This window comes from Novosphingobium sp. THN1 (assembly GCF_003454795.1).
Lineage (GTDB): Bacteria > Pseudomonadota > Alphaproteobacteria > Sphingomonadales > Sphingomonadaceae > Novosphingobium.
Genome location: NZ_CP028347.1, coordinates 1,883,139 through 1,908,744 on the forward strand (window position 1 = coordinate 1,883,139; position 25,606 = coordinate 1,908,744).

24 protein-coding genes are annotated in these 25,606 nt (G+C 59.7%); 13 read left to right on the top strand and 11 right to left on the bottom strand.

The window, feature by feature from the left end; translation table 11 throughout:
- Nucleotides 1-324 precede the first annotated feature (324 nt).
- The 4 genes from C7W88_RS22625 to C7W88_RS09445 all read right to left on the bottom strand — a co-directional run bounded on the left by C7W88_RS22625 (nucleotide 325) and on the right by C7W88_RS09445 (nucleotide 4,431).
- On the bottom strand, nucleotides 325-504 hold the full coding sequence (locus tag C7W88_RS22625) for a hypothetical protein (RefSeq protein ID WP_162895973.1): 180 nt from the start codon (nucleotides 502-504) through the stop codon (nucleotides 325-327).
- A gap of 110 nt (nucleotides 505-614) precedes the next feature.
- Entirely contained in the window at nucleotides 615-1,244 is a 630-nt protein-coding gene (locus C7W88_RS09435; RefSeq protein ID WP_062342987.1) for a hypothetical protein, read from the bottom strand.
- The gene (locus tag C7W88_RS09440; RefSeq protein ID WP_062342985.1) at nucleotides 1,241-1,705 is read right to left on the bottom strand and encodes a hypothetical protein; all 465 of its coding nucleotides are present in this window, start codon (nucleotides 1,703-1,705) and stop codon (nucleotides 1,241-1,243) included. The genes C7W88_RS09435 and C7W88_RS09440 overlap by 4 nt, the downstream gene beginning before the upstream one ends.
- 197 nt (nucleotides 1,706-1,902) lie before the next feature.
- Entirely contained in the window at nucleotides 1,903-4,431 is a 2,529-nt protein-coding gene (locus C7W88_RS09445; RefSeq protein ID WP_118073344.1) for a MobA/MobL family protein, read from the bottom strand.
- A 219-nt stretch (nucleotides 4,432-4,650) separates the two neighbouring features.
- Between C7W88_RS09445 and C7W88_RS09450 the strand changes: the two genes are divergently transcribed.
- The 9 genes from C7W88_RS09450 (at nucleotide 4,651) to C7W88_RS09480 (ending at nucleotide 14,544) form a co-directional block, all read left to right on the top strand.
- Entirely contained in the window at nucleotides 4,651-5,301 is a 651-nt protein-coding gene (locus C7W88_RS09450) for a hypothetical protein (protein WP_062342981.1), read from the top strand.
- Nucleotides 5,282-5,497: a hypothetical protein gene (locus C7W88_RS09455; RefSeq protein WP_118073345.1), complete on the top strand. Its 216-nt coding sequence runs from the start codon at nucleotides 5,282-5,284 to the stop codon at nucleotides 5,495-5,497. Before C7W88_RS09450 ends, C7W88_RS09455 begins: the two co-directional genes overlap by 20 nt.
- A 425-nt stretch (nucleotides 5,498-5,922) precedes the next feature.
- The gene (locus tag C7W88_RS09460; RefSeq protein ID WP_205525155.1) at nucleotides 5,923-7,170 is read left to right on the top strand and encodes a hypothetical protein; all 1,248 of its coding nucleotides are present in this window, start codon (nucleotides 5,923-5,925) and stop codon (nucleotides 7,168-7,170) included.
- Between the two features lie 100 nt (nucleotides 7,171-7,270).
- Nucleotides 7,271-8,725: an ATP-binding protein gene (locus C7W88_RS09465; RefSeq protein WP_162895975.1), complete on the top strand. Its 1,455-nt coding sequence runs from the start codon at nucleotides 7,271-7,273 to the stop codon at nucleotides 8,723-8,725.
- Nucleotides 8,725-9,975, top strand: a complete 1,251-nt coding sequence (locus C7W88_RS23670; protein ID WP_240344509.1) for a hypothetical protein — start codon at nucleotides 8,725-8,727, stop codon at nucleotides 9,973-9,975. Before C7W88_RS09465 ends, C7W88_RS23670 begins: the two co-directional genes overlap by 1 nt.
- Nucleotides 9,942-11,468 carry a Z1 domain-containing protein gene (locus tag C7W88_RS09470; RefSeq protein ID WP_240344925.1) on the top strand — a complete coding sequence of 509 codons (1,527 nt, stop codon included), beginning with the start codon at nucleotides 9,942-9,944 and terminating at the stop codon, nucleotides 11,466-11,468. The genes C7W88_RS23670 and C7W88_RS09470 overlap by 34 nt, the downstream gene beginning before the upstream one ends.
- Nucleotides 11,461-12,456: a PD-(D/E)XK motif protein gene (locus C7W88_RS09475; protein ID WP_062344192.1), complete on the top strand. Its 996-nt coding sequence runs from the start codon at nucleotides 11,461-11,463 to the stop codon at nucleotides 12,454-12,456. Before C7W88_RS09470 ends, C7W88_RS09475 begins: the two co-directional genes overlap by 8 nt.
- Entirely contained in the window at nucleotides 12,446-13,048 is a 603-nt protein-coding gene (locus C7W88_RS22630) for a hypothetical protein (RefSeq protein WP_162895976.1), read from the top strand. Before C7W88_RS09475 ends, C7W88_RS22630 begins: the two co-directional genes overlap by 11 nt.
- 68 nt (nucleotides 13,049-13,116) lie before the next feature.
- Nucleotides 13,117-14,544: an AIPR family protein gene (locus C7W88_RS09480; RefSeq protein ID WP_162895977.1), complete on the top strand. Its 1,428-nt coding sequence runs from the start codon at nucleotides 13,117-13,119 to the stop codon at nucleotides 14,542-14,544.
- Between the two features lies 1 nt (nucleotide 14,545).
- Here C7W88_RS09480 and C7W88_RS09485 read toward each other — a convergent pair whose 3' ends face one another.
- Complete coding sequence (locus C7W88_RS09485; protein ID WP_118074685.1) at nucleotides 14,546-16,090, bottom strand: DNA cytosine methyltransferase; 1,545 nt, start codon at nucleotides 16,088-16,090, stop codon at nucleotides 14,546-14,548.
- A 67-nt stretch (nucleotides 16,091-16,157) separates the two neighbouring features.
- Between C7W88_RS09485 and C7W88_RS09490 the strand changes: the two genes are divergently transcribed.
- Both C7W88_RS09490 and C7W88_RS22635 read left to right on the top strand, forming a co-directional pair.
- Nucleotides 16,158-16,589, top strand: a complete 432-nt coding sequence (locus C7W88_RS09490) for a very short patch repair endonuclease (RefSeq protein WP_082734805.1) — start codon at nucleotides 16,158-16,160, stop codon at nucleotides 16,587-16,589.
- 7 nt (nucleotides 16,590-16,596) lie between these two features.
- On the top strand, nucleotides 16,597-16,887 hold the full coding sequence (locus tag C7W88_RS22635) for a hypothetical protein (RefSeq protein WP_156452212.1): 291 nt from the start codon (nucleotides 16,597-16,599) through the stop codon (nucleotides 16,885-16,887).
- A 589-nt stretch (nucleotides 16,888-17,476) separates the two neighbouring features.
- On the opposite strand, the gene C7W88_RS09495 is transcribed toward C7W88_RS22635, so the two are convergent.
- The 6 genes from C7W88_RS09495 to C7W88_RS09515 form a co-directional block, all read right to left on the bottom strand.
- Entirely contained in the window at nucleotides 17,477-18,316 is an 840-nt protein-coding gene (locus C7W88_RS09495; RefSeq protein WP_240344510.1) for a hypothetical protein, read from the bottom strand.
- Nucleotides 18,316-19,725 (bottom strand): carboxylesterase/lipase family protein, encoded by a 1,410-nt coding sequence (locus C7W88_RS09500; protein ID WP_240344511.1) that lies wholly within the window; start codon nucleotides 19,723-19,725, stop codon nucleotides 18,316-18,318. The genes C7W88_RS09495 and C7W88_RS09500 overlap by 1 nt, the downstream gene beginning before the upstream one ends.
- A 145-nt stretch (nucleotides 19,726-19,870) precedes the next feature.
- Entirely contained in the window at nucleotides 19,871-20,869 is a 999-nt protein-coding gene (locus tag C7W88_RS09505) for an alpha/beta hydrolase (RefSeq protein ID WP_118074686.1), read from the bottom strand.
- 35 nt (nucleotides 20,870-20,904) lie between these two features.
- Nucleotides 20,905-21,396 carry a DUF3237 domain-containing protein gene (locus C7W88_RS09510; RefSeq protein ID WP_118073350.1) on the bottom strand — a complete coding sequence of 164 codons (492 nt, stop codon included), beginning with the start codon at nucleotides 21,394-21,396 and terminating at the stop codon, nucleotides 20,905-20,907.
- A gap of 8 nt (nucleotides 21,397-21,404) precedes the next feature.
- Nucleotides 21,405-21,953: a VOC family protein gene (locus C7W88_RS23675; RefSeq protein ID WP_240344513.1), complete on the bottom strand. Its 549-nt coding sequence runs from the start codon at nucleotides 21,951-21,953 to the stop codon at nucleotides 21,405-21,407.
- Between the two features lie 26 nt (nucleotides 21,954-21,979).
- Nucleotides 21,980-23,263, bottom strand: a complete 1,284-nt coding sequence (locus C7W88_RS09515; RefSeq protein WP_240344515.1) for a sugar phosphate isomerase/epimerase and 4-hydroxyphenylpyruvate domain-containing protein — start codon at nucleotides 23,261-23,263, stop codon at nucleotides 21,980-21,982.
- A gap of 105 nt (nucleotides 23,264-23,368) precedes the next feature.
- Here C7W88_RS09515 and C7W88_RS09520 point away from each other — a divergent pair, with 105 nt between their 5' ends.
- Together C7W88_RS09520 and C7W88_RS09525 are read left to right on the top strand one after the other, a co-directional pair.
- Nucleotides 23,369-24,211 carry a TetR/AcrR family transcriptional regulator gene (locus C7W88_RS09520; protein ID WP_240344517.1) on the top strand — a complete coding sequence of 281 codons (843 nt, stop codon included), beginning with the start codon at nucleotides 23,369-23,371 and terminating at the stop codon, nucleotides 24,209-24,211.
- 169 nt (nucleotides 24,212-24,380) lie between these two features.
- Nucleotides 24,381-25,505 carry an MFS transporter gene (locus C7W88_RS09525; RefSeq protein ID WP_118074688.1) on the top strand — a complete coding sequence of 375 codons (1,125 nt, stop codon included), beginning with the start codon at nucleotides 24,381-24,383 and terminating at the stop codon, nucleotides 25,503-25,505.
- The last annotated feature ends 101 nt before the right edge of the window (nucleotides 25,506-25,606 follow it).

The window sequence follows — 25,606 nt, forward strand, 5'->3', positions numbered from 1 at the left end:
ACCTGTCATCGTTAAAAGCCCATCAGCCGAAACCGAAACTTCCGGTATTGGACAGTTACGGTGGCAGTTTTTGCCCAGCAGGCCGTTAGCGGAGTGTCAGGTCTCGGGAATGAACCGGCCACTCGACCCGTCCAGAGGGAATGACCGCTTAGTCCCAGACGAAGCCATTCACTCTGCACCAATTTCATTCGAGGGTCGCAGCGAACAAGGGCCCTGACAACTGCATTTCGAACATTCCTGACCTGTGAAGCAATCTTGCTGAAACTTACTCGATATGCGCCAGAAATCGTTCTGATGAGCTGCTATTAGGGTGCTGCGCCGACCTTATCCGTCAAAAAGATCATCAAGATCCGCAGCGAACATTTCGAAGGCAAGGCGCACTTCAGCGTCATCGACGTCGGCGAGCCGGCCAGCGCGAACAAGATCAAACTCGGCCGCGCTGACGGCCTGTTTTCGACTTATGCTTGCCAGCATGATGGACTTGCGAGGGGCTGAAGCTTTCATGAAGCCTGGATCAGGCAAGCACACTCGTCTCGCTGCAACTTACCCCAGTAAAAAGCAGGCACAGACCAGAGAGTGGTAAGAAGAGGGGGCGATAAGCCCCCGCGCCAAAATCAAAGGTATCTGTAAGAGGGCGCCCACTTCTCCCGAAATTCGAGCCATTCGCGAGCAAGACGCGACCCGGCATCTTTTGCGACAAGATCTGGATGCACCTCGGACCACCCGGCCGCGCGATGCTTGCGCGCAAGCACGACGCAATGCGCATGTGGCGGCTGCGCCGAGAGCGCGACCGCCGGATTGTGCACGACGAGCAACGAAGTCAATTGCCTTTCCAGCGCAAGTTTCTGCGTCAGGAACATGGTCGTCAAGGAGAGCATGTCGACAACCTGCCAGTCGTGACCGAACTGCATCGTGAGAACGACAGCCAGCACGCTTTGATACTTGAGGACGTGGGCGTCGTAATCGGCAAGGACAGTTTCGACGCACATATCCTTCACGGCAGCATTGGGGGCGAAGATCATCCTGTCTGCGGCAGCTGTAACCGGCCAGAAGGGGGCAGGCCATTGGTCGCCAGGCCCCGGTCGTCGTGGCTGCAGTTTCGCGCGCGCAAGGACAGCTGTCGCATCCTTCCTCTCGAGGTTTGGAAGTGTGGCGAAGCTGAAGTCCGCAGTGTTGTTCTGCGTATCATGCTTCAGCATCTTGGCGGCCTTGGCCGGGCTGATCCATTCGAATTGCTCGGTCATGCCACCGCCCGCGAGGCATACAGACGATCGGCACGAGCGAACCCTGCATCAGGGCTCGCAATGGCCTCGCCTGGCGGAGTGGAACAGGCGCGCAACCGCCCGGGCTGCAAACGGAAGAACTTGTCGTCCTCGGCAGTGTCAGCAGGATCCGGAATGATCCATCCTTGGCCGCTCTCGCTGAGCCACAGCTTGCCTATGCTCCAATTCACGACGCCTGGCTTCCAGATCTGAACGCAGCAGAAGACATGAGCCGGCGCTGTCTCACTGAGCCTCACGATCAGCGCATCGCAACGCGTTTCGCGGACTACCGAGGATACCATGCTGAAGTCCTCCCGGCTGCCAGTGCTGGATGGGACTAACAGCAGATCCGCATCGGCTGCATGAAAGTAGCCGGAAGCCCTCGTCGGCAGGAGGATGGGCCAGCGATCCACGGACCAACCGGAGAGCTCTGCGATCAGCATGGCACCGGCTTCGTCGATTCGCCTGCGGGACGGTTCATTGAAATTTGGAAGGTTTATCAAAGTTTTTTCCTGTGCGGACGGCGGGCTGCGAGCTGTCCGGCTAGTTTCATTTTTACCAACAGCCTCGAGATTCCTCCTTCTCCTCACGGGCCGTCTCAGGGCGGCCATCTGCCGTAATCGCCGCCAGAGGCGGCGCCTCATCGACCACGCCCATGGTTGCGTGGGTCGATGATAGGTCCATCGTTCAACAGTGGTCCTTTCGCGGCGCTCCGGACTGCAGGCCGGGGCGTCCGGGAGCTTGATCCGTCGGTGTCCTCCTCCTTGCCGGCTCGCAGGTCGCCAATCCCCAGATCGGCGACCTGCTGGGCAAGCGTCAGTCCGCGTCCTTCTCGAACTTCGCGCACGCCCCGACGTTCATCACCTCCCCGAAGGTCACGACCTTGAGATATCGGCAGATTGCTTTCGGGGCTTGCCGATCCACCAACCAGAAGCTGTGCTTGCAGTCTGCACAAATTGGGCGAGTTGAGGCTTCGAGCAAACTGGTTATCCCAGCCTTCGTATTCATAATCCCGGTCGAGTTCGTCGTAGTGGTCGTATTCACTGACATAGGTATTCTCCATTCCTCGTTGGTCGTTGGATGTGCGATTTTCTGCCGGTGCTGGGCCAGCGACAATGGTGGCCTGAGACGGCAGCAAGCTGTCGGCAGATGAGTTCAAATTTGTCGGCCCTGCTGACGTGGGAGCGAGAGCTTCAGAGGGAGCTTCGGTATGCTCATCGGGCAGCGCCGACGCGCTTACGGCATTGACCTTCTGCTTCTTGAGCAAGGCTTGATTGTCGAGGTTCTCACGCTCAATGCGGCTGACTTCGGCCTGATGGTCCAAGGCAGGCAAGGGCGGCACACTTGCAGGCGCTGTCTCCTCCTGTTCGGTTGACTGGTCTTCCGTCGGTGCAGGGCCATTCAATTCGCGCGCGTGCGATTCCTGCCTGCGGGGCGGCGTCTGAATGTCGGCGGTGATCTCGGACATCCTTGCACTGTTGCTCGACATGGCCGAATCGATTTCAATCGCGCGCCTGCGCAAAGTGGTTTCGATCTCTTGCCGCGTATCCCCGGTCCCAGCATGAATCTCGCCCAGGGACCTGTCTGATCCTCTTATCTGGACAGCGATTGCCTCAGCAGTCCTGCGCAGGATCTCCTTCGTCGTGACCAGTGTCATGTCGGCGTTCAGCGCAGCCTCTGCCAACCGAGCCTGCATCCCGGCTCGAAGATCATCTTTTCGAAGCGCCGGAGCTGGATCATCACGACGCGCTAGCAAGTCCTGCTCGAGTTCGCGGCCGACATTGGCCATCTGGCTGCTGAGCCTCCTTTCGGCATTCAAGGCGGCGAGGGCTCTTGAAGAGATTTGCGAGCGGATGCCCGCAGCATGCTCGCTCAACTGCTGCTCGGATTTCGCCGGGCTGATCGCCACAAGCTGATCGCGGATGGCTTGCGCGACCTGATCCAACTCTCGACGATGCTGGCCTGCCAAGGCGTCAGCGCATGCGGTCCTCCTTGCCAGCGATGTCGCAAGGGATGCCTTCACAAGATCAAGTTCTGCTGGAACATGCTCCATCGAAAGCATGTCCAACTGGGTCGTCGCGATCTTGCGCTTGATCAGCTGGCTGACTGTCCGGAGCCTGGCGTTCGCGCTGACAAGAAACTGGCGAGCGTGCTGTGTCTTTTCCAAGAGATTGGAAAGTCGCTCGCACTGCATCTCGACGCCAGCCATCCTCCGTACAGCCCAGGTCCGGGCTTGACCGACTTTCGGTTGAACGGGTCCGGCAATATGGCGCGCACGATGGCTCAGCGCAGTGTAGCGCTTGTCGATGTGATCTCGTGCCAGCTGCTCGTTCAGACACTGCACAACGTGATCACGGCGCGCCCGGATTCCGACGGGGCAGTTGATCGACAGGTCCTTTGATGCGCAGAAGGACCAGTCGTATGCGTCGTGTCTGGTAGCCGGCCGCGTCGAATACATGACATGGACGTGGAAGTTGCGCTGGTCACCCGATGGGTCCGGCTTGTGCAGCGCTGCCACGAACATGATATCGCGCTGCTGCAGCGTCCGGCAAATGGCATTTACCGCTTCCAGCCTGCCGGCCATAGTCAACTCCGCCGGCAGCGCGATGACTTCGCTCACGTAGACCGTGGCATTCTTCCTATCGTGGCGCTCGAGCAGCTCGACCGTTCTGAAGAAGCTCGAGATCTCGTTGCGATCGGCCGAGATGTTCGAGATCCACGACGACGGCGCTTCGAGGCCCTCCTCGCGCAGGATGTAGAGCGCAGAGCGCTCTGCCTCGCGGGTTTTCCACCTTCGTCCACGAGAGGTGAACGAGCGTGCGGTGAAATCAAAATGGATGCTGTGAAAACTATCAGGGCCTCTCGATGAGCTCTCGCCAAAGCCGCCGGGCGGCAGCTTTGCCGCAGAGCGATTGGTAAGCTTTCGCGGCGTACCCTTTCGCATTGGCCGTGACTTTTGAGGCACCTGGATCCGCACCTTGTGGAGCAATGCGGCCGCCGCCTCGCGGTCGCTTATCGTCTTCCGGCGACGGCGAGCTGACTCGTCCTTGCTTTCTTCGGCTTCCTCGCGGCGTCTGCGCGATTGCAGATTCTTGGCACTGCGCGCAGCGGACATGACTCCGGCAACGCCCGGATCGCCTTTCCTCAATGCACCGTATTTCACCAGCATCTGTAGCCTTCGGAACCTTGAAGGGGGGTGGGCAGCGCGGTTGTGTTTTCGCCTCAGGCAGAAAAACACTTTGTCGCGCACCACCCCCTTTTCTGCCCTTCTTGTCGGCTCTGCTGCTCTCTCTCGCTGCAATTCACCCCGGCAAAACCGGCAAAGCGCGTTTGTTTTTTGAGGGGGTAATGTGCAGCGAGATCCAGCTGCCCAGCCTACCTCGGCTTCATGAAAAACGAAGACGATCAGGAACCAGCACGCAGTCTTGCCGAGATCATTGGTGGTCTGGACTGCTTTGAGGAGCAGCTGTTTCGCAAGCTGCAGGTCGCGAAGCAGAGTGCCCGAGATATCATGCGAGATGAGCAAGCTCGCCCATTCCGGCGCAATGGCAAGGGCGATGCGCGCAAATATGCGCTCGGCAGCGCGCTGGTGTTGTTGTCCATGGACGACTTCGACGAAGCTGCGCTGATCGGCCTTTTTGCTGACCCGGACAACTTCATCACGCTACTGCTCAGGGCGGAGCCGTTCGGCGGGACGCTTTCGCAGATGATCAGCTGGATATTCGCGGATCCTGAGCGCTTCGAAAGCTGCCGGGCGCTCGGTCTCCGGTTGCAGTGGTCGAGCCTCGCCAGGCTTTACCACCGGGAAGTCATCGATTTCCTGGGGTCAGGGAAGGCGGCGATGAATGAGCAGTGGCGCCGTCGCGAGATCACGGTCGGTCAGCAGGCTCTGATGGGTCGGCTCGAGCGCATGGCCGGATATTGCGCGCCCAGCGGGATGAACCGCGGCGAGGCGCACGACTGGATTCTGAGCAAGGGCGGCGACCCAAAATTCTGGTTCTCTCTGGAGTGTGTGCGAAATGAACAACGAGATTGGTAAACTCGACCAGGCGTGGCTTGAATTGCAGGCCATCGAACAAGAACTGACTGAGAGCCTCGCGGTGCTTGATGCAATTCGCAGCAAGTGTTTGGTGGGGTTTGAAGCCTATCTGACATCGCGCGAAATTCGCAATCGTTGGGAGGAAAGCCGCTTGCGCTGGCAAGCACTTGCAGACGCCGCCATGAGGTTGCTGTGATTGGGGTGATAAGGGTCGTTCTGCGTAACCTTTCGCTTCTCATCTGAGTGCCTGAAGCCAACGGCTCAAACCTGACAATCGGTCAGGCCATTGCTGCCCGCCAAGCGCTTCAAGCCAAATACGAGCCTTTACCGGGGCGCCTCGAGGCGCTTCAGTAAGGGTTCGGTAGGATTCGAAGCTTATGTAATCACAGCAGAAATTGGCGTGTGGCTATAGGTGAGCCCCACGCGACTGATACTGCGGGTGGAACAGGCAATGGCGTCCCTTTGAAAGTCCTACATCTTGGGTCGAAAGAGACCCTCATCCGCAAGAATGCTGCGAAGAGACAGCAGCCCCCCACAGCGCCGGTGCCGAACAAGCACGACCCTCGGACCATACTGACTGAAGTTCTCAAACGTCGCTCTCTCAGTGATGTTATCGATCAGATGTGGGCTGCAACGTATAGCGGTGGCATCGTCGAGAACGACTATGGTAGCCGGATCTTCTCACCTTTTCAGGTCGACTTGACCAAACTTCCACCTGCCTTGTGTGACGCAAAGGAGGTATTGCCTCCTCCGGAACTCATACCAGAATCTCGCGAAGATCTAACCGCGTTCCTTGCCAGGCTGATCGTGTCTCCTTTTGACGAGAGCAAGCTGGAGCTGGTCGCGGCTGGCTGGCCTCAATTCTCGGCCCGGCCCATCACCCTCGACGACCACGTGACTCTTCTGCTGAGAATCCGGGAGAAAAACGAACTCATCTACAAGGCGCTGGTGGGTGGCCGATTCCGCAGGATTATCGGGGAAATCCAGCTGCAAAGCCCCAAGAACCCGATCTTTGCCGACCAGCTTGAACGAGCGGTAGTCGTGCAATCTTTGATCTGGTGCAGTCACGATCTTCAGATGGTGATCGCCCGCCAGGCTCAGGCTGTGACGTTTGGCGTGCTGGCTTCAAATCTCAAGAAGGCGACACCTGAGTCGATCCTCAACGTAATGCGAACGAACCGAGAGTTGCTGGCATATGTCCTTGGCCTCTATTTCCGTGGGCATGACTGGACGACCGGTCCACTTCCTCCGAAGCCTGTAAAGGCGCAGCATGAGGATCTCACCAAAGCGGGCGACGCGGACTTGCGCAGAGTTGCGAAGCAACTGCGCGGTATCAAGGCAGACTTCACCGCCGGTGACATCCACGAGCTGATGTGTGAGATAGCCTTGGCCCTCCGCAGCCCGAGCAGAACGCTTGCGCGCGCAAGATCGCCGCGCTCGAGCAATTCAGACCCCAAGCAGTGGGCTTTCGAGCATTACGGCCTTTCCCGACTTGCGGCCGCGAACGTAGCGATCTTGCGATACGTGCAGGCAGAAAAAGAGTTGCCACAAATCATCCGCGACTTGGTCGAAAAGAAGAAGCCTGATCCGGCCAACCTGTTTGGCGGTCTCCCTGCCTGGACGAGTTCCAACGGCGCGCGTGGCTCTGCGAGCCGTCCGGACGAGTTGCTCATCATGTACCGCGAGACGTTTCTCCCTTCCAAGAACTCTCGAGACATTTCGGCTGCTCGCAAGGCGCGGGGGCAGGCCGAGAGGTTTCTTCTTGAAATGGGACGACGTGAGGCCACCGATTTTCATGGCAGCGAAACTGATCCACGAAGAGCTTTCTACCTCCTGGACGTCATTCCTGAGCACCGGTTTGCGCTTTAAGGTTGAGCGTCCACAAAGCGACATGGCAATTTGGCGGAGTTTATAGTTGAGCTTCTTGAAGTTCGCTGGATAGAAGGCTTGTTTCTCAAGGGCAAAAACATTGGAATATTTTCCTAATCCTCCTGATGCCACTTCCCTGATGATGTCAGCCCGAAGTTTTGGAAACTATGATTTGGCGGGGGCTCTGGCTGATCTGATCGACAACAGCATCAAGGCCAAGGCGCGCAAGATCTGGATCCGGTGTGATTTCAACGATGGCGAGCCTACTGTCAGCATCGTTGATGACGGGGAGGGTATGTCGAAGGCTGAGTTGATCCTCGCGATGCGTCCCGCGTCCACAAATCCACTCGCTGAGCGCTCCCCTGATGACCTTGGGCGTTTTGGCTGGGGTATGAAGTCCGCATCTTTTTCGCAGTGCAGACGCCTTACTGTCATCAGCCGCCAAAAAATGCAGGTCCACGGTGCTGAATGGGACTTGGACAGCATTGATGGTTGGGCGATGGGATTGCTCTCTCCTGCGGATATCGAGGAGTTGGCAAGCACTAAGCTACCCGCCGGTTCGGGCACAGAGGTTATATGGAGCAAGTGTGATCGGCTGTCGGAAAGCGGATCATTGAGCACGATCGCGTTCAATGATCAGATAGCCCACGCAACTGAGCGGCTGTCCTTGATCTTCCATCGCTTTCTGGAAGGGCGGCCGGGCAAGGCAAAGCTTCAGATTTCCATTAACGGTCGACTGCTCGAACCCTTCGATCCTTTTCACACCTCGCACAATGCTACGATACCCCGAGAGCTGGAAACCCTTCACATCGGGCAGCATCAAGTGCAAATTCGGCCTTACATCTTGCCTCATTTCTCGAAACTGGGTGAGTTCGAGCACGAACGGCTGGGTGGTGAGGACGGATTTCTGCGTAATCAGGGGTTTTATGTGTACCGGAACGATCGTTTGATCATTCATGGGACTTGGTTCCGGCTTGCGAAGTTTGGCGAACTATCTCAACTCGTGAGGATTGCTGTCGACATTCCGAACAGCATCGACGACATCTGGAAGATAACCGTCGACAAGAGTGATGCGCAGCTGCCCACGGTATTGCGCAACCGCCTCAAGCAGATCGTGGACAAACTGAAGCGGCAATCCTCAAGGGTCTATCGCTCTAAGGGTGGAAAGATCTCGGATCCTCACAAGGTTGCAGTCTGGTCCAGGTACACCCGGAACAACGAAATCAGCTACTCGGTCAATCGGGATCACCCAATCATCGCAAGGTTGCTGAGCAGCGAGGATTCCAACCTTGCAAAAGCCGCACTCCAGCTCATTGAAAGCAACTTCCCGGTTTCTGCGTTTGTGGAGGACGCCACCACGCGATCGGACTCGATCGGGCAAACCCCCGCCAGTCGTAGCGACATGAAGCGCTTGCTCGACGCTGCAACGCCAGAGATGCTCCTAGATTGCGATGGCGACATGCAGGAAATGATCAAGAAGTTGAAGCGGACCGAGCCGTTCAGCGCGAACTGGCCGATGGTCGAGGAATATCTTACGCAGAAGGGGTGGTGTTGATGGACGATCTCAAAGCCGAGATCGGCTATTTCGCAGCCAAGATCCGCAAGGACTTTTCTGCAGATCTAAGTCGCCTCGCCTCCATCCCACCCGAGGCCATCGATCAGGTCCTTCAACGAGACCCGTTCGGGCTATCCAGGGAGCAGTTGAGCGCTGTCCGGCGTCAGCTGGAGTTCGATTTTTCCGTCCGCCAGGATGCCGGCCACACGATTAAGAGCGACTACGAGCCTTGGCTGCAGGACCGCATGCCCGACATCGATTTCTACTACTGGACCAGGCTGCGCCGGTACTATGTCGAAGATGGCATACTCCCTCCAAACGTCGTAGCTCAGCTGGACCAGGTCACCAATGAAGTTCTAGATTATTGCGGCAATCCCGAGGACGTTGGCGCTTGGAGCCGGCGAGGGATGGTGATGGGGCACGTCCAGTCAGGAAAGACGACCAACTACGCATCCCTGATCTGTAAGGCGGCCGACGCCGGCTACAAGATCATCATTCTGCTTGCGGGGCTCACCAATTCGCTGCGAATGCAGACGCAAGAGCGCCTCGATGAGACGTTTATCGGAAAGAAGTCTCTCTTCGGCCAGTTAAAGCCGGAACTCATGCCGATTATGACCTTCTGCGATGGTCAGAGGATTTACCCGGCGTTCGGAACTACTCGCGACGCGGACTTCAATCGCACATCGGCCAACCAGTTCGGCGTCTCACTGGCCAACCTGAAAGACCCGATCATCTTCGTCGTGAAGAAGAATAAGGGTATTCTCGAGAACCTGCTTGAATGGATCACCCCTCAGGGGCACGGAGAAAAGATCGATTACCCGCTGCTTCTGATCGATGATGAGGCCGACAATGCATCGGTCAACACCCACAAGGATCCCCGCAAATCTACGGCGATCAATGAGGTCATTCGCAAGATCCTGAAGCAGTTCAACCGGTCGTCGTATGTCGGCTACACGGCAACGCCTTTCGCCAACATCTTCATCGACCCGGACACTGAAGATGACATGCGCGGGGACGACTTGTTCCCGAAGCATTTCATCAAGGCGCTGGATGCTCCAACAAACTATGTGGGGCCACGAGGGTTTTCTCGCCCGAAGGCGATCTTCGACCGCCGATGCTGCGGATCCTCGACGATTACGAAGACATCATTCCTCTATCGCACAAGCGGGACAGGGACATACTGGAGCTGCCAGCTTCGCTTCTGGAGGCGATCAGGGTGTTCGTTCTCGCCCGCGCAATCAGGGTTTTGAGAGGCGACGGGGCAAAGCATTGCTCGATGATGATTAACGTCAGCCGCTTCAACGATATCCAGGATTATGTTCACGGCCTAACCTACACCTACCAGAAACAGCTCGACGATGCGATCAAGGTCAACGCCGGGCTTGGTGCAGCCGGGCTGCGCGACCCCGATATGGCAGCCTTGAAAGTGAGCTTCGACAAGGAGTTCTCGGCCTGTGAATTCAGCTTCGACGAAGTGCAGAAAGCCCTGAACGAAGCCTCCAGAACCATTGTAGTCCGCACTGTCAATATGCGTGGCGGCGTTCTCGACTACGAAGCCAACAAGACCCGAGGTTTGCACGTCATCGCGATCGGTGGCTTGGCCCTCTCACGTGGCCTGACCCTCGAAGGCCTCACCGTAAGCTATATTCTGAGGAATTCTGCAGCATCAGACACTCTGATGCAGATGGCGCGCTGGTTTGGGTATCGCCGAAATTATGAGGACATCTGCAGGCTCTACATCTGCCAGACTTCCGTCGATCACTACGAGTATATCGAGGATGCGGTCGAGGAGCTCCGCGGCGAGCTGAAGCGAATGGAACTGCGCAACGAAACCCCGGAGCAGTTCGGTCTGAAGGTTCGACGAAGCGATACCGGCATTCTCATTACGGCCGCCAACAAGATGCGTAATGCTCGAACCCTGCAGCTCGTGCAGTCGTTCAGCGAGAAGCATGTGGAGGGCTATGCACTACATAACGACAAAGCCATCAATTCGGCCAACCTTGCCGAGGTAGGCAGATTCATGGTCGGGCTCGGAGATCCGCAAAGACCGGGTCCTGCGGGCGATAAGGCATTGAACAAGGATATTAGCAAGCACCTCACCTGGACCGGGATTAGCGGCAAACAGGTCTTCGAGCTTCTCAGGAAGTTCCAGTTCCATTCGGCTCAACCATCCCTCGGGCTGATCGATGGAAAGAACTCTCTCTTCAGTGACTATGTGAGCGACCGTCTGAGTGACGAATTGCGGCTCTGGGACGTCGTGATCCCGTTGAACGCCGGCCGAGATCCAGATGCTGCAGGCCCGAAAACGGCAGAGGATATGGCTGCCTTACCTTTGCGTGGCCGAAACAAGGGCCTGGTCAAACCAATGCCAGGTGGTGCAACCTTCAAGCCCATGGGTGACAAGAATAGGATCAGTGACCCGAACGAGGATCCACCGATGCTCTTGCAGCAGTCCCGGCGCGATGAAGCAGTCCAGCTTCGCGCAGACGGTCAATTCAAGGGCGACAGAGCCTTTTGCCATGTCAGGGACCGACCACTGCTGATGGTGCATCTCTTCAAGGTGCACAAGCCCGTCAAGGATCTGGAGCTGGCCGACGTTCCGATCGCGTCGCTGAGCTTCCAGATGCCGAAGTCCTCGATCCAGGCGGTGCCGAAGTCCTACGAGGTGAACTCCGTTTACCGCCGGCAACTCGAAGCCATGGCTTCCGAACCAGAAGACGATGAGGCTCTCCTCGATGAATGATTCCCAGGACGCTTGGTCCGGCATTCCAACCGGAGCATCGAGTGGCACCCGCATCGAGCGGCGGGCCGATGCGTCGCACCCGCTGGATTTCTTTCGCGCGCGTGACGCAAAAGGCCACTACCTTCTCATTCTCAAGGCTGACGAACTCCCCGCAATCGAAAGGCCTCCAACCTTGGCTGGCCTCGTCATTCGTGCAGAAAAGTTCGCTGAGCGCCCAGATGAACTGCTAATCGAATTGGTTGATGCTGAGCAGCTTTCGATCTTCCGGGCCTTGGCCGCCGACATTCTCGAGGCAACGAAGAGTCTTGGCTCCGGAGCAAATGCGGAGGGAGCACTCCGTACCATCAGTCGCATCGAGCGGTGGCAGAATCTGCTTCGGAAGCGAAGGGACCAACTGCTTTCTCGCCAAGCGATTATCGGTCTCGTCGGCGAGCTTCTGTTCCTTCGCAATCGCGTCATGGAAAATGTCGGACCGGCCGAAGCAATTGCGTCTTGGCGCGGTCCTCTCCGAGAAGAACAGGACTTCGCGATCGGCGGCTGGATCGTCGAGATAAAGACCCAGCTATCGACCGCAGATCAGCTCCTGAAGATCAGCTCGGAAGCCCAGTTGGACACCTCGTCCGGCCCAATTGTGCTTGTTCACCAGACGCTGGCTGCAGGCACTCGATCCGAGTCAGGCGCGGTCACCCTGAACGGTCTTGTCGCCGAGATCCGAACCCGATTGCTTGAAAGCGCTCCGGCTTCAATCGACATATTCGAAGCTGGCATGATTGCCGCGGGATATGAGGCGCGAGCCGAATACGAGGCCGAAGCATGGCTGCTTGTTCGCAGCAGGCCTTTCGAAGTGGCTGACGCTTTTCCCCGGCTTGTTCCCGCTGCCTTGCCGGCCGGGGTGCAGAAAGTCTCCTACGCCATCCTGCCTTCGGCATGCTCCGCTTTCGAGCGGAACGATGGATGGCTAAAGTCCGAGGTCTTCCATGAGCACTGAGGTCGATCTGCCGGAGGCCTACGGCGAGTTTCACGAGGATCTCCTCCGGGAGGCAAGTTTCAGCGGCGATCCCCAACATGCGGTGTTCTTCCGAATGTTCGCCGATGCCGCGGCCGAAAATGGCGACATCGCGGACCTGAACTACACACCGGCGAGCCGTGAAGGAAGCCGGCCCTATCAGGTTGATGGCTACGCGTGGGACGCCGACCGGGGCGAACTGCATCTGGCAGTCTGCGATTACCATCCCGAACTCGAACTCGAGAAGATCAATGTCGATCGCGTAAATCAGCTTCTGAGCAGAGCCACCCGATTCTGTGAGCTGGCGATTGATGAGGAGTTCGTTTCGTCTCTGGAAGAGACAAGTCCCGCTTTCGAGCTGGCTCAGCTGATCCTTCAGGCGCGCCACTCGATCTCGCGAATCAGATGCGTGATCTTCAGCAATGCCCGTCTCGCCACCATCAAGAAGACGCTCGAGAGTGCCGAGATCATCGGTGCCCAAGCTACCTGCAACGTCTTCGATTTCCCACGATATATTGCCTTCATCAACTCGCAGGGGGAACCGAGCCAATTGAGCTCGACGTCAAGGAGCTGAACGGGTGCCCGTTGCCGTGTCTGGAGGCGCACGATGGCAATGCAGACTGCAAGTCCTATCTGATAGTGATGCCCGCCAAGCTGCTGGCTCGGGCATATGGACTGTATGGCTCTCGGCTAATGGAGCAGAACGTGCGGACGTTCCTCCAAGCCAAGACAAAGACCAACAAGGGTATCATTCAGACCGCGGTCGAAGCGCCCGAAATGTTCTTCGCCTACAACAACGGCATCACGGCCACTGCAAGTGATCTCGAGCTCGACTTTGACGAGAATGGCATTGCCGGCATCTCGAAGATCAAGAACCTGCAGATCGTGAACGGCGGGCAGACGACCGCGACGCTGTTGTATGCCAGCGATCGCGGCGAAGCTGACCTAGGAAGCATATTCGTGCAGATGAAGCTGTCGGTGATCGATGCGGAGAAGGTGGGCAAGATCGTGCCCCTGATCTCCAGATATGCGAACACCCAGAACAAGGTCAGCGAGGCTGACTTCTTCTCCAACCACGAGTTCCACCAGGAGATGCAGAAAATCTCCCGTCGTCTCGACGCTCCTCGATTAGCTGGTGAACTCGCTTCAACCCGTTGGTATTACGAACGAACCAGAGGGCAGTACAAGAATGATGGCCCCGGGCGATCGGTGACGGAGCGCAAGCGCTTCGAGGCGCTCTACCCCAAGCATCAGGTCGTCCAGAAGACCGATGCGTCGAAGTACTACCTGACGTTCGAGGCGATGCCCCACATCGTAAGCAAGGGCGCGCAGAAGTGCTTCGTCGCCTTCGCGGATCAGATCGATTCCAAATGGGACAACTCGAGGGCGACCTTCAACGATACCTTCTTCAAGGATCTCGTCTGCAAGACCATCGTGTTCCGCTGGCTGGACAAGACGGTCGGTCGCGCTGCCTGGTATCCTGACTACCGAAGCCTGAAGGCGGCGATCATAACCTATACTATCGCTTGGCTGGTCCAGCACCTTAAGGCCGAAAATCGCCAGTTGGATTTCGATCGCATCTGGGCTCTCCAAGAGCCCCAGGATGAGTTGAAAGCATGTCTGGAATTGCTCGCCCCGCAGGTTGCTGCAAAACTCAAGGAACTTGGCGGAGCGCATGGCAACGTGACCGAGTTCGCGAAAAATCCGACCTGCTGGGCGCGCATCAGCAAAAGCCGTTTCGAGATCGAACCGGCCATCAGCCGAGCAACGGTAGATTTCTATGAAGCGAGGGCTCGGGTTCGGGAATCGAGGGCCGAAGGGGCGATCGATCTCGAGATCGAGTTCGATCGCTTGGTCGTCGAAAACCTGCACCGCATGCCGGAAGTTGAACTGGCCGCGAAGCGCCGTTCGATGCTGTCGCCGCTCTCTTCCAGAGCCTTCGGCAAGCTACGAAGAGGCAAGATCAGTTTGACCCAGCCAGAGCGCAATGCACTTAAGCACCTGTTTGGTCGTCTCGATCAGTTCAACGCAGGACCATCCAGCTGGGAAAAGGAGAGCGAAGACGCTTAAGTCAGCAGGTTTCCAGTTCGACTGCCGCTTGCTCCACAAGGGGCGAGAGGAATTCGGCCAGGCCTTTTGCGATCTGTTTTGCCATTAATGGGGGCACCGCGTTGCCAACCTGAACAAACTGCTGCGTCCGGTTACCTTCAAACAAATAGTTGTCAGGAAAGGTCTGCAATCGCGCGGCTTCGCGCACAGTCAGGCTACGGCACTGGCTCAGGTCCGGGTGAATGAAGTAGTGCCCGTCCTTCGAGATGTGGCTAGTGACGGTGGTGGACGGCCGCCCCCAAAGCTGAACGCGGAACCTGTCAGCGAACTTGCCACTCTTCCAATTGTCGTGATTCGGCGCGAGCAGTTCCGGGAACTCGTTAGCCTTGGGCGATCGCTCGAACACGTGCGCGAATGCTGCCGCAAAGGCGTAGCGCGAAAGGTCCGCCCGCATATGCCCTCGGGTTTCATGGTTGGGCAGGGATCTCAGTTCTGGATCAACCAGCCAATCGGCAAGCTCGTTATCTCTCGGAGTGGATAAGGATCGGCTTTGGCGTTCGTATGGCTGCTGGCAGCCTGTCACTTCAGCGGCTGAGTCGAGCAATAGACGCCTGACCTCTTGGAGTTCCTTCGCAGCGCAGGCATCTGCCGCGACCTCCATCGCAGCACCTGCCGCGCGCTGCCATTCGACCGATCCGTCAGGCTCCTTGCTCAAGCCGCTCCGGAGCGCAGCCAGTCCTTTGATGGTTGCCTCCACGGTAGTCTTATGACCCCGGCGCTCAAGCAGGCCGTCCTTCACGCAGTCGGGCATAAGGCGTGCAAGATCACTTCGCACTCCGAGGATGATCACCCGGTGGCGACACTGAGGAACCCCGAATTCCTCGCATCGCACGATGAACCGATTCGGTCCGGATTCATCGCTGCGCACTACTGGCAGGAGCACATAACTGTCCGGTGTCCCGCCGGCGGCTTCGAGATCTGCGAGGATTCGCTTGAAAATCGGATCCTTTCCGACCTTCGAGGACAGTATGCCTTTGACGTTTTCCATCACGAATGCAGCAGGCTGTAGTCGCTCGATGATGCGAATGTATTCCCGATAGAGGAAATGCCGTTGGTCTTTGGTCGGATCGTAACCGCTGATCCCCTTGTTCCTCGCTCGACCCACCAACGAATAAGCCTGACATGGAGGACCACCGATCAAGACGGTGGGGGTTGCTTCTTGGCGCAGCCGATCAAGGACGGGATCCAATTCCTGCTGTGCCTCAGGCATGCCAAGTTCCAGCATTCGGGCTTCATCAATGGCCGCGTTCCATTGCTGCGGATAAGCTGAAGTCAACGACGCAAAGCTGGTCTCGCCGTTTAGGTAATCGTAATATAAAGCTGGTGGCTTATCGAATTGCCGAACAAAGCTTCTGAGGCGAAGCGTGCGGTGTGCGGCAACCTCTTTCTCGACCGACAGCGTGATATCGAACACCCTCTGATCATCGTCGCCTCTGATCGAGGAAAAGCCTTCCGCAAGACCGCCCGGGCCTGCAAAAAGATCAACAACCTTGAATTTGGCAGCCATACAGTCGACATTCTCCGTTGAATGGCACTGATACCAGGCAATCATCCGCGCGCCAGGGGGCAAATTGATGGCTGATGTTGTTGATCAAGCCACCCGTTCCCGGATGATGGCGGGCATCAAGGGCGCCAACACGAAGCCTGAAATAGCGCTGCGAAAAGCCATGCACGCTTTAGGACTACGGTTCCGACTTCACGCGAAGGGCATGCCTGGGCGTCCCGATATCGTCCTTCCTCGCTGGAAGGCTGTGATTTTGGTGCATGGCTGTTTCTGGCATCGCCACAAAGGTTGCCGATACGCCACCGTCCCTCGGACACGGCCTGAGTTTTGGAACCAGAAATTTGCCGCAAACGTCAATCGGGATCAGCGCAATCTAGACGACCTCGGAGCTTCCGGATGGCGAACCCGCGTAATCTGGGAATGCGAATTGAATAAGCTCGGTGCAAGTCATATTGCGGAGGACATTCGGGAATGGCTGACCATGTGCGCCTCCGGTCAATGAGGTGATGATGAGCAGGATACTGGAAGCCGAACTCACCAGTGTTCTCGGCCGACTTCAGGCTCAGTACGATGTGCTCCCATTTTTAGAGCGGGTCCTTCCCGTGACCGACCTTCAAATCTCGCCGTTGCCTGAAGAGATGCTGACACAAATACGCAATTCGCCAGATTTCTCCAGTATCCGTCCCGGTGAGCCAGTATGGCTTTCGTTTTCAGCTCCTGATGATGGTCTGGCTGAGCTTGTGATTTATCGAGCCGAGGCAAATGGCCGACACTACGTGATCGCACCGAAAAAGGACTAGATCGAAATGACCGGTCGATTTCGACGTCCTTAGCTCTACTGCTGATCTTCAGGTCGGTAGCGAAACCAGTTCCGCCAAGGCAGCCACACGTCAGTCGTAGCCTGTCACCAAGCTGTTAACGCCACGACATTCGATAAACAATGGTCGGCAGAAATGTCGCTGGGGTGATGTATCAGCGCGTCCACACCGGAATTTCCCAATGATTTGAGTGCCCATCTTTAGACGCTGAGGGGCACCACCTTCCTTAAGGTACTTTCCCAAGGAAAATCGTCGGCAAGCTGCAAATGGGCCATTACAAGATGTGAAGCGGTCAGGTTGGCTGTCGCAAAAGCAACTCACATCTTTCTCGGGCCTTGGGACCTTTCCGTTAATCCCAACCGTTCGCTCTGGAAGGAACCGAGCCAGAGTTCTTGTCCCACCAAGGCGGCTGCTGACAGGCCGTTAAAATGTTGGCGTGGAGTGCCATAGGCGAAAGTGGCAATGCGTCCGGCGCTTTCGTCGACCTCGCCGACGACCCAGCCTCGCTTGCAGAGCATAGGGTCTGCCTCTCCGTTCACGACCTTGCGCAAGCCGCCGCAGGCCGGTTCGTCTAGCCGCATTCCGGCAAGCAGGAGGCGTCCGCCGGTCCAGTGAATGTTATCGGGCATGAAATCGGGCGCAGTGATGCGGGCGAGGGGCGGCGGGTGTCTTTGCGGTCAAAGACGACCACGGCGTGCCATCCGAAGGACACGACATAGAAGCGGCGCTGGTCGGGATCGATCTCTATGCCGTTGTTGCCGGGAAGGTCCGTGCCGGGCAGGAGCCGGAAATTCCGTTTGCCGGGACTACGCTGCCAGACGGCGCCAGTCCTGCGACCGAGCATGAAATCGCCAATGGAGGTGCCGGGCCGCGTGAGGACGGTGACCAGCATTGTCCCATCCGCGAACTGCGCCACGCTGTTGCCGACCTGTCCTTCAGGCATGGCCGCACAACCGCGCCATTGCAGGTTGGGCTCCTTGCCCTGCTCGATCAAAACATCGAATGCCTCGATCGATTCCCGCCCGCCGTGGTTGACCACAAGCAGACGGAAATGGCCGACCGCCAAGGGGCGCAATGACAGACCGCGGGTGTTGAACAAGGCGGGGTCCGGCGGGCCCGGGCAATCGGGGAAGGCTCCCGCGTCGTGGGCAAGCTGGCTTTCGTCGCCGGTGTACCATTGCCGGTAGGATCGTGCCCGGGCGTCGACAAGCTTCAGGCCGCCGCCTTTGGCAAATCCGCTCACGACCAGCCATGAGGTGCCGGGCAGGGCCAGTAAATCCTCCGGCTTCTGCAGGCCGCACACATAGGTGAGTTCTGCATCCGCGCTGCAGTCAGCAGGCTGCGCCCGCGCGGATGCGGAGGCGAGCAGTGCCGCGATCGCCGCGCAGAAGAACCTGAAGAATGGGCGCATCAGTCCCTTGGCCGAGAGGTTGCCGGGCGGGTTGGCGTCTTGCCGCCCCGCAGCAAGGTGAAGTCCGCTAGATGCGGCCAGGTCACCACCGACGATTTTTCCCCCAGCCAGACCAGTTGCGGGCGGTCCGGGTTGAAGGCAGGCCAGGCGCCGATCGTGGCGCTAAGTGGCACGCCGGTGCGGGCGAAGGACAGCAGCGCGCCGGCCATTTCGTTCTCGAGAGACTGGTCGGCCGGTTCCCAGATGCGGGTGGCGCGGAACAGGTTCAGGGCATCGCGCGTGCGCAGCCAATAGGGCACGTCGCCGGTGTGGTAAGCACCGGCCGTGGCCGGATCGTGATCGCTGAAGACGATTCCCGGCGCATAAGGCTGCCGGCGCGTGAACAGGTAAGCGTAGGCAGGCGCGGTGCCGGACTTGCGCTGTGCCAGCGCCCAGTCGCCCATCTGCAGGCCGACCGTGCCATCGCGCGCGATGTCGGTGGCAGCGCGCGGACCGCTTGCAGCATATGCCTTCAGGATTGCATCGGCGCTCGCAGGATAGCGTTCGCGCACAGCCGTAGCGAGGTCAAGGCTGTTCTCCGCAGGTGCGAAGGGACGAAAGCTCTCGTCGCGGGTGTAGCCGATCAGTACCGGGATGTCGGACTGCTGACGTGCGGCGAAAACCTCTTCGTTGGAGCCGGTGACGACCTTGCCATCGCGGACGACGGGATCGCGCCGTGTCGTCGCGGCGACAATGCGGTCACCGGGCAGGGCGCGCAGTTCGGCGAGCGAGGCCGCTCCCAATTCCTGCTGCAGGGCAAGGCCTTGTTCTTCGGCCTTGGCCAGCGACACCGGGCCGAGCATCCCGCCAAAGGCGCTGCCGCTCATCGCCACGGCCTTCGCGAAGAGGCCCTTGGCCAGCGGCGACGCCTGCAGCAACGAGACTGACATAGCCCCGGCCGATTGGCCGACAATCGTGACATTGGCAGGATCGCCGCCGAACCTGGCGATGTTGCGCTGAACCCATTGCAGCGCCGCGATCTGGTCCATCAGGCCATAGTTGCCCGAAGCCCCGACTTCGGCGGTAAGGCCTGGATGGGCCAGGAAACCCAGCGCACCGACGCGGTAGGCCAGGTTGACCCGGACCACTCCATCGCGCGCCAGTGGCTCGCCGGAGTAGTTGGCCATCGAAGCCGAGCCGATATTGAATCCGCCGCCGTAAATCCACACCACGACCGGAGCCTTGGCGGCATTCTTCGGCGCCCAGATATTGAGGTAGAGGCAATCCTCGCTGGTCGCCTCGTTGCCGAAGTAGTGGTTCTGCAATGCGCCGCGCAAGGGTTGCAGGCATTCCGGGGCGAAGCGATCAGCGTGGAGCACGCCTTGCCACGGCTGCACCGGCTGCGGCGCCTTCCAGCGCAGGTCACGCAAGGGGGCGCGGCAAAGGGCACGCCGAGCCAGGCCTCGACGCCGGAGGCAAGGGTGACGCCTTCGATCTGCCCCCCGTCGACGGCGATTGGTTCGGCCAGAGCCGGAGGTGCTGCGGCGAGGAGCAGCGCCGCGATCAGCTTGCGGTTCACTTGCGCGCCACTCCCAGCTTGTCGTGGAAGAAATCGAAGGTGGCGTTCATCGCCTTGAGCGAGGTTTTGCGGGTGTCGTCGGGCGTCTGGCCCATGAAGCTGTGGTCGGTGGCCGAGTAGTAGGTTGCGCTGACCGGCACGCCGGCAGACTTCAGCGCGGCCTCGAGTTGGTACGACTGCGCGACGGGCACGACCTTGTCGTCAACACCGTGAAGCAGGAGAAACGGCGGATCCTTCGCATCGACGTACGTGATCGGGCTGGCGGCGCGGATTGCCTCGGGAGCACACGCCCCGTCCTTGCAGCCGAGCAGGCGCTGTTCGGCGGAATCCTTCTGGGTGATGCGCGGCATCGTGGCGAAATCGTAGATTCCGTACCATGCGGCGGTGGCCTGAACGCAGGCGTCCTCGGCCGAAGCGGGATCCAGCGTGGCGTCGATCTTGCCACCGGTACAGGCAAGGCCGGCAAGCGCTGCCAGATGACCGCCTGCAGAACCGCCGAACACACCGACGCGGGCCGGGTCAATGTGATACTGCGCGGCGTTCTGGCGAAGGAAGCGCACGGCGGCGAAGACGTCTTTCGCTTGCGCCGGGAAGGTGGCTTCGCCCGAGAGGCGGTATTCGACGCTGGCCACGGTAAAGCCTTCGGCGGCGAAGGCGGCCAGCATCTTCGGGAAGTCGTCGAAGGCGCCGGACTGGCGGGTGTGGCCGCCCATCCAGCCACCGCCATGGATGTAAAGCACCAGCGGATGCGGGCCCTTGCCGGCGGGCACATAGATGTCGACCATCTGCGGGCGGTAGCCGGGATTGACCTGGTAGGTCACGTCGCGCCACGCCTTGACCCCGCCGGGGAAGGCGACGGGCACTTGCGGGAACTTGTCGGCCATCGAGGGCTCGGGGTTGACCGGGACCTCGCGCTCGCTGGGCGCCTTCGCAAAGGCGGGAGCGGTGACGAGTGTGGCGCAGGCGAGCGCCAGCAGCGGGGTGAAACGGACCATCATGTCCTCTCCTTGATCGATTATCGTTCTGGCGTTCAGGTCACGCGGAAGAAGCGGATCCGCACCGCGCGCTTGCCGCCGGGGAGGCTCACCGGATCGAGCGTGCCGATGAAGCAGCCTTGCGAGAGCCAGTCATATTTGCCCTGCGGTGCCTCGAAGACAGGGTGGGTGCGGACAACCGCCTTGGGGTCCTTGGCGCGACAGCTGACGCCGGTGTTGACGACATTGATCACTGCCCCATCATCGGTGCGCAACATATAGTCCGCCTTGATCTGCAGGCAGCCATCGGCCCGGCGCAATTGCCAGTCCCAACCCCCGCCCATGATCGTGCCGCGGATACCGGGCCCCTCGAACGTGCCCCCGGTGATGGGTACGATGTTGCGCGTGCCAAGCGAGGTCTGGCCAACAGGCACGTCGGCATCGAGCGTCACCGTTTCCTCGAACGCGAATTCAAGCAAAGGTTCAGAGGCTTGAGCGCTGACTGGTGCAAAGAGCGAGAGAGCGGCGAGTAGGGCGATCGGGCGCATCGGAGTCCTCAACCAAGATATTCGGGTTTGTGCCGCGCCTGTGCGGCAAGGCGGATCGGTGCATTGGCTGCACCGTATCCCGCGTATCCACGGCGCTCGACCACTTCGAAGAACACGCGGCGGGCAAAGGCGCGGCTGTAGAACTGGAAGTATTCCGCTTCGCCGTCGCAGTCGTATAGTATGCCGAGCCGGGCCATCCGCTCGATCAGAGCGGGATCGAGGCCCCAGCGTGCTTCAAGGTCGTCGTAATAGTTGCGCGGTATTTCCAGCATCGGCAGACCATCGGCCTGGGCGGCTTCGGCCACGGCGAAGACATCCGTGGTGGCAAAAGCGATGTGCTGCACGCCTGCGCCGAAGTAGTTCTGCACGAAGCGCGAAGTGAGCGACTGGCTGGCGAGCGAGCCGTTGAGCGTGAAGCGCACCGAACGGTCGGCATTCTCCACAGCCTGGCTCTGCACGAGCCCCATCGGATCGGCGATCTCCAGCTGCGGTGTCTTCTCGACATCGAGCAGGGCGACGTAGAATAGCAGCCAGCTGAGGAATTCCTCGTACTGCATGGTCTGTGCGATGTGGTCGATGCCAGTCAGCAGCGGCGCGGCTTCGGGTTCGAGCGCGTGGGGAACTCATGTGCCCACATTGCCTCTCGGCTGGCTTTGTCGACGAGGTAGATCAGGCTGCCGCCAACGCCGCGCACGCTCGGGATGGGCCACTCATCGGGGCCGACTGCCTGCTCGAACCGCGGGATGCGCAGGAAATCGGCGCGGGCGAGGGCGGCGGAAACGTCGGGCACCGTTAGACCCAGTGCGCAAACGGCAGCGCCGTGGACCATATCGAAGCTGTGTGCGAGGCCTTCGGGTTCGCAGTTGACGACGATGCTCGCCCCGCCTTGCGTCCAGCGGGTGACATCCTTGCTGCGATGCCGCGCGGCGGGCCGGAAGCCGAGGGGACGGAGCATCGCGCCCAGCGCTTCGGCTTCTTCGTGGCTTGCGGCAAATTCGATAAACTCGACGCCCGTTGTGCTCACGCGCGCAGGCAGTGCCGACGCAGAGGCGGACGGCTTGGTGATGCCGCCTTCAAGGAGGCGGAGCGAGCGATAGCCATCCAGCGCCACACCGCTCGCCGAACCGGCGCGAAAGCGGTCGTTGAAGATCTCGAGGCTCCAGTAGCCCTGGTAGCCGATCTTGCGGATGGCATCGGCCCACTCGTCCAGCGGAAAATCGCCCTGGCCGGGCATCGAGCGGAAATGGCGGCTCCACTGTAGCAGGTCCATGTCGAGCACCGGTGCGTCGGCCACTTGCACGATGAACAGCTTGTCGGCGCGGATATCGCCGATGCTGGAGGAGGGTATGCGGCGCGAAAGCGAGTGGAAGCTGTCGAGGACCAGGCCGATCGAGGGGTGGTCAACATCGCGAACGATGCTCCAGGCATCGCGGTGATCGTTGACATGGCGCCCCCACGCCAGCGCCTCGTAGCCGATGCGCAGGCCGCGCGCCGCAGCGCGCTCTCCTGCCTCGTGAAGGTCGGCGATGGTCATGGCTCTGTCGGCTGAAGCAATCGGTGAGCAGCTTGAGCAGAGCAGGAGGAGGTCGGTGCCAAGCTCTTGCATGACATCGAATTTGCGCTCGAGCCGATCGAAGGCGCGGGTGCGCTGCGGTTCGGGCAAGCCGTCGAGATCGCGGAACGGCTGGAACATGGTGCAGGCAAGGCCGAGGTCGGCCATCATGCTCGAGATGTCGCGCGCCGAGAAGTGTGTGGAGAGCAGGTCGTTCTCGAAGATTTCGACCCCGTCATATCCGGCAGCAGCGATGGCCTGCAGCTTGGCATCGAGCGTGCCGCTGATCGAAACCGTGGCGATTGACGTCTTCATGGCGGCTTCAGGCTCTCCGGCGCCCCGACTCTTGTGAGGTTGACATATCTAAATGTTAGGGACTAGTTCGTTACACAAATGCGGTTGGTGCGCAAGGGGAGGATTGTGAAGGGAAATTCCGATGCGGCGGCCGGAGCGGCGGTGACGGGTGGGGAAAACCCGCGCGCGCGCCGCGTCATGGGCAGACCGCAGTCGGAAATGGCGCTAGCATCGCGCGATACGGGGCTGGCGCTTCAGGCGAAGCTGCTGCACCCGACGCCAGTCGCGGAGAATGCCACCTTGCCCGAAACAGATCCCACCGCAGAGCAGAGCGCGAAGCCGGCCCGCCGTAGCCGCGCGGAAAGCCGCGAGCAGGCGATCAACCAGATCATCGACATCGCGACCAACGAGTTCGTGGAAAAGGGCCTCGCCGGGGCGCGGATCGACGAAATTGCGGGCAAGGCGACCAAGCGCAAGATCTACTACTATTTCGAGGGCAAGGACGAGCTCTACCGTGCGGTGCTTCAGCGCGCCTATGCCCGCGTGCGCGAGAGCGAGGCCGAAGTCGACATCGAGAGCGGCAGTGCCAGCGATGCCCTGCGCCGCCTGATCGAGCATGACGTGCGCTATCACGCGCGCCATCCCGAATTGGTGCGGCTGGTGATGAACGAGAACATCCATCGCGCCGAACATCTCAAGCAGATCGAGGGCCTGCCGCAGGGCAACCGCAAGGTCATCGGCATTCTCGAGAGCATCATCGCGCGTGGGCAGGCGGAGGGTGTGTTCCGTGAGGGCATCGACCCGGTCGACCTCCACCTCAACCTGACCGCATTGAGTTTCTACAACGTCTCCAACCAGTTCACCTTCGCGCACAACTTCGGGGTGGACATGACCAGCCCCGATGCAATCGAGCGTCGGGCCGGGCAGGTGGCGGACATCATTCTGGCCTGGGTGACGAAAAAGGACTGACCTGCTGGGCAGCACTTTGCTGCTCACCCATGGATCGGCCGGACGTCTGCCCTTGCGCCAAAAGGAGAGGACGAATGGCACTTCCCCCACTGGCGCCGAGAGCGCGGATGGCCCTGAATCGTGGACGCGAAAGGCGCTCGGAATCGTCGCGCTGTGCTTTGCGATCAATATGGCGGATGGGGTTGACGTCACGATCCTGTCGTTCATCGCGCCCCGCTTGCAGGCGGAATGGGCCATCGATTCCGCAACGATGGGCAACCTGTTCAGCGCCGGGCTGATCGGGATGGCGATCGGCGGAATGTTCATCGCTCCGCTTGCGGACCGGCTGGGGCGGCGCGCTGTCATCCTTGCCGCGCTGTGCCTGATGTCGCTCGGCATGTTTGCCAGCAGTTTCGCGCCAAGCGTGCCCGTGCTCTTTGCGATGCGCGTGATTGTCGGGTCGGGAATCGGCACGGTCCTTGCGGCGATGGCGGCGCTGGCTGCCGAAAGTGCGCCGCCCACGCAACGCAATCTCGCGGTCGGCGTGGTCCAGGCGGGGTATCCGTTTGCGGCCGTGTTTACCGGACTGATCGTGGCACAGGCGCTTCCGATCCATGGCTGGCAGGCCATGCTTCTGGGCGCTGCACTGCTCACTGTTGCACTGCTCCCGGCAGCGTGGCTGGTTCTCCCGCATGGGCAGCCCAGTGCCGGAGAAGGGCGAGGATCGGCGGGCAAGGTCGGCCACCTTTTTGCCGACCAACTGCGCGCGCGGACCGTCGCGCTGTGGTGCGCGGTGTTCTTCGGGCTGATGGTGCTTTATTTCATCGTCAGCTGGATCCCCAAGCTCGCCATCGCGGCGGGGCTTTCGGAAACCAACGGTATCTATGCGGGCGCGCTCTACAATCTCGGTGCGTTCGTGGGCACCATGGCAATGAGTTTTCTTGCCTTGCGCGTACCACTGGGAAAGCTCGTTCCGGCAATGCTGACCGGGGCAGGCGTGGCGATGGTCGTGTTCGGGTCTGTCACGATGCCGGTATGGCTCACGCTGGTCGTCGCCTTCCTGATCGGGGTCCTGCTGCAGGGCGGATATAACGGCGTCTGGCCGATTGCGGCAGGCGCCTACCCCGGAGAGGTGCGCGCAACCGGCGTGGGCTGGGCCATCGGCGTCGGCCGTGGCGGTGCCGTGATCGGCCCGATGCTCGGCGGCTATCTCATGGCGGCAAACGCACCATTACCTGCACTTTTCGCGGCATACTGCGTGCCCTTGCTGATCTGCGCGGCCGCTGCCTTTCTGGTTGAACGACACAAAGTGTAACTAACCAGTCACAAGTTATTTGACAGGGACTAGTTCGTCACATAAACGGACCCCCGGTGAAGGGCGGCGAATCCAGCTGCCCCTGGAGGAGGATGACCATG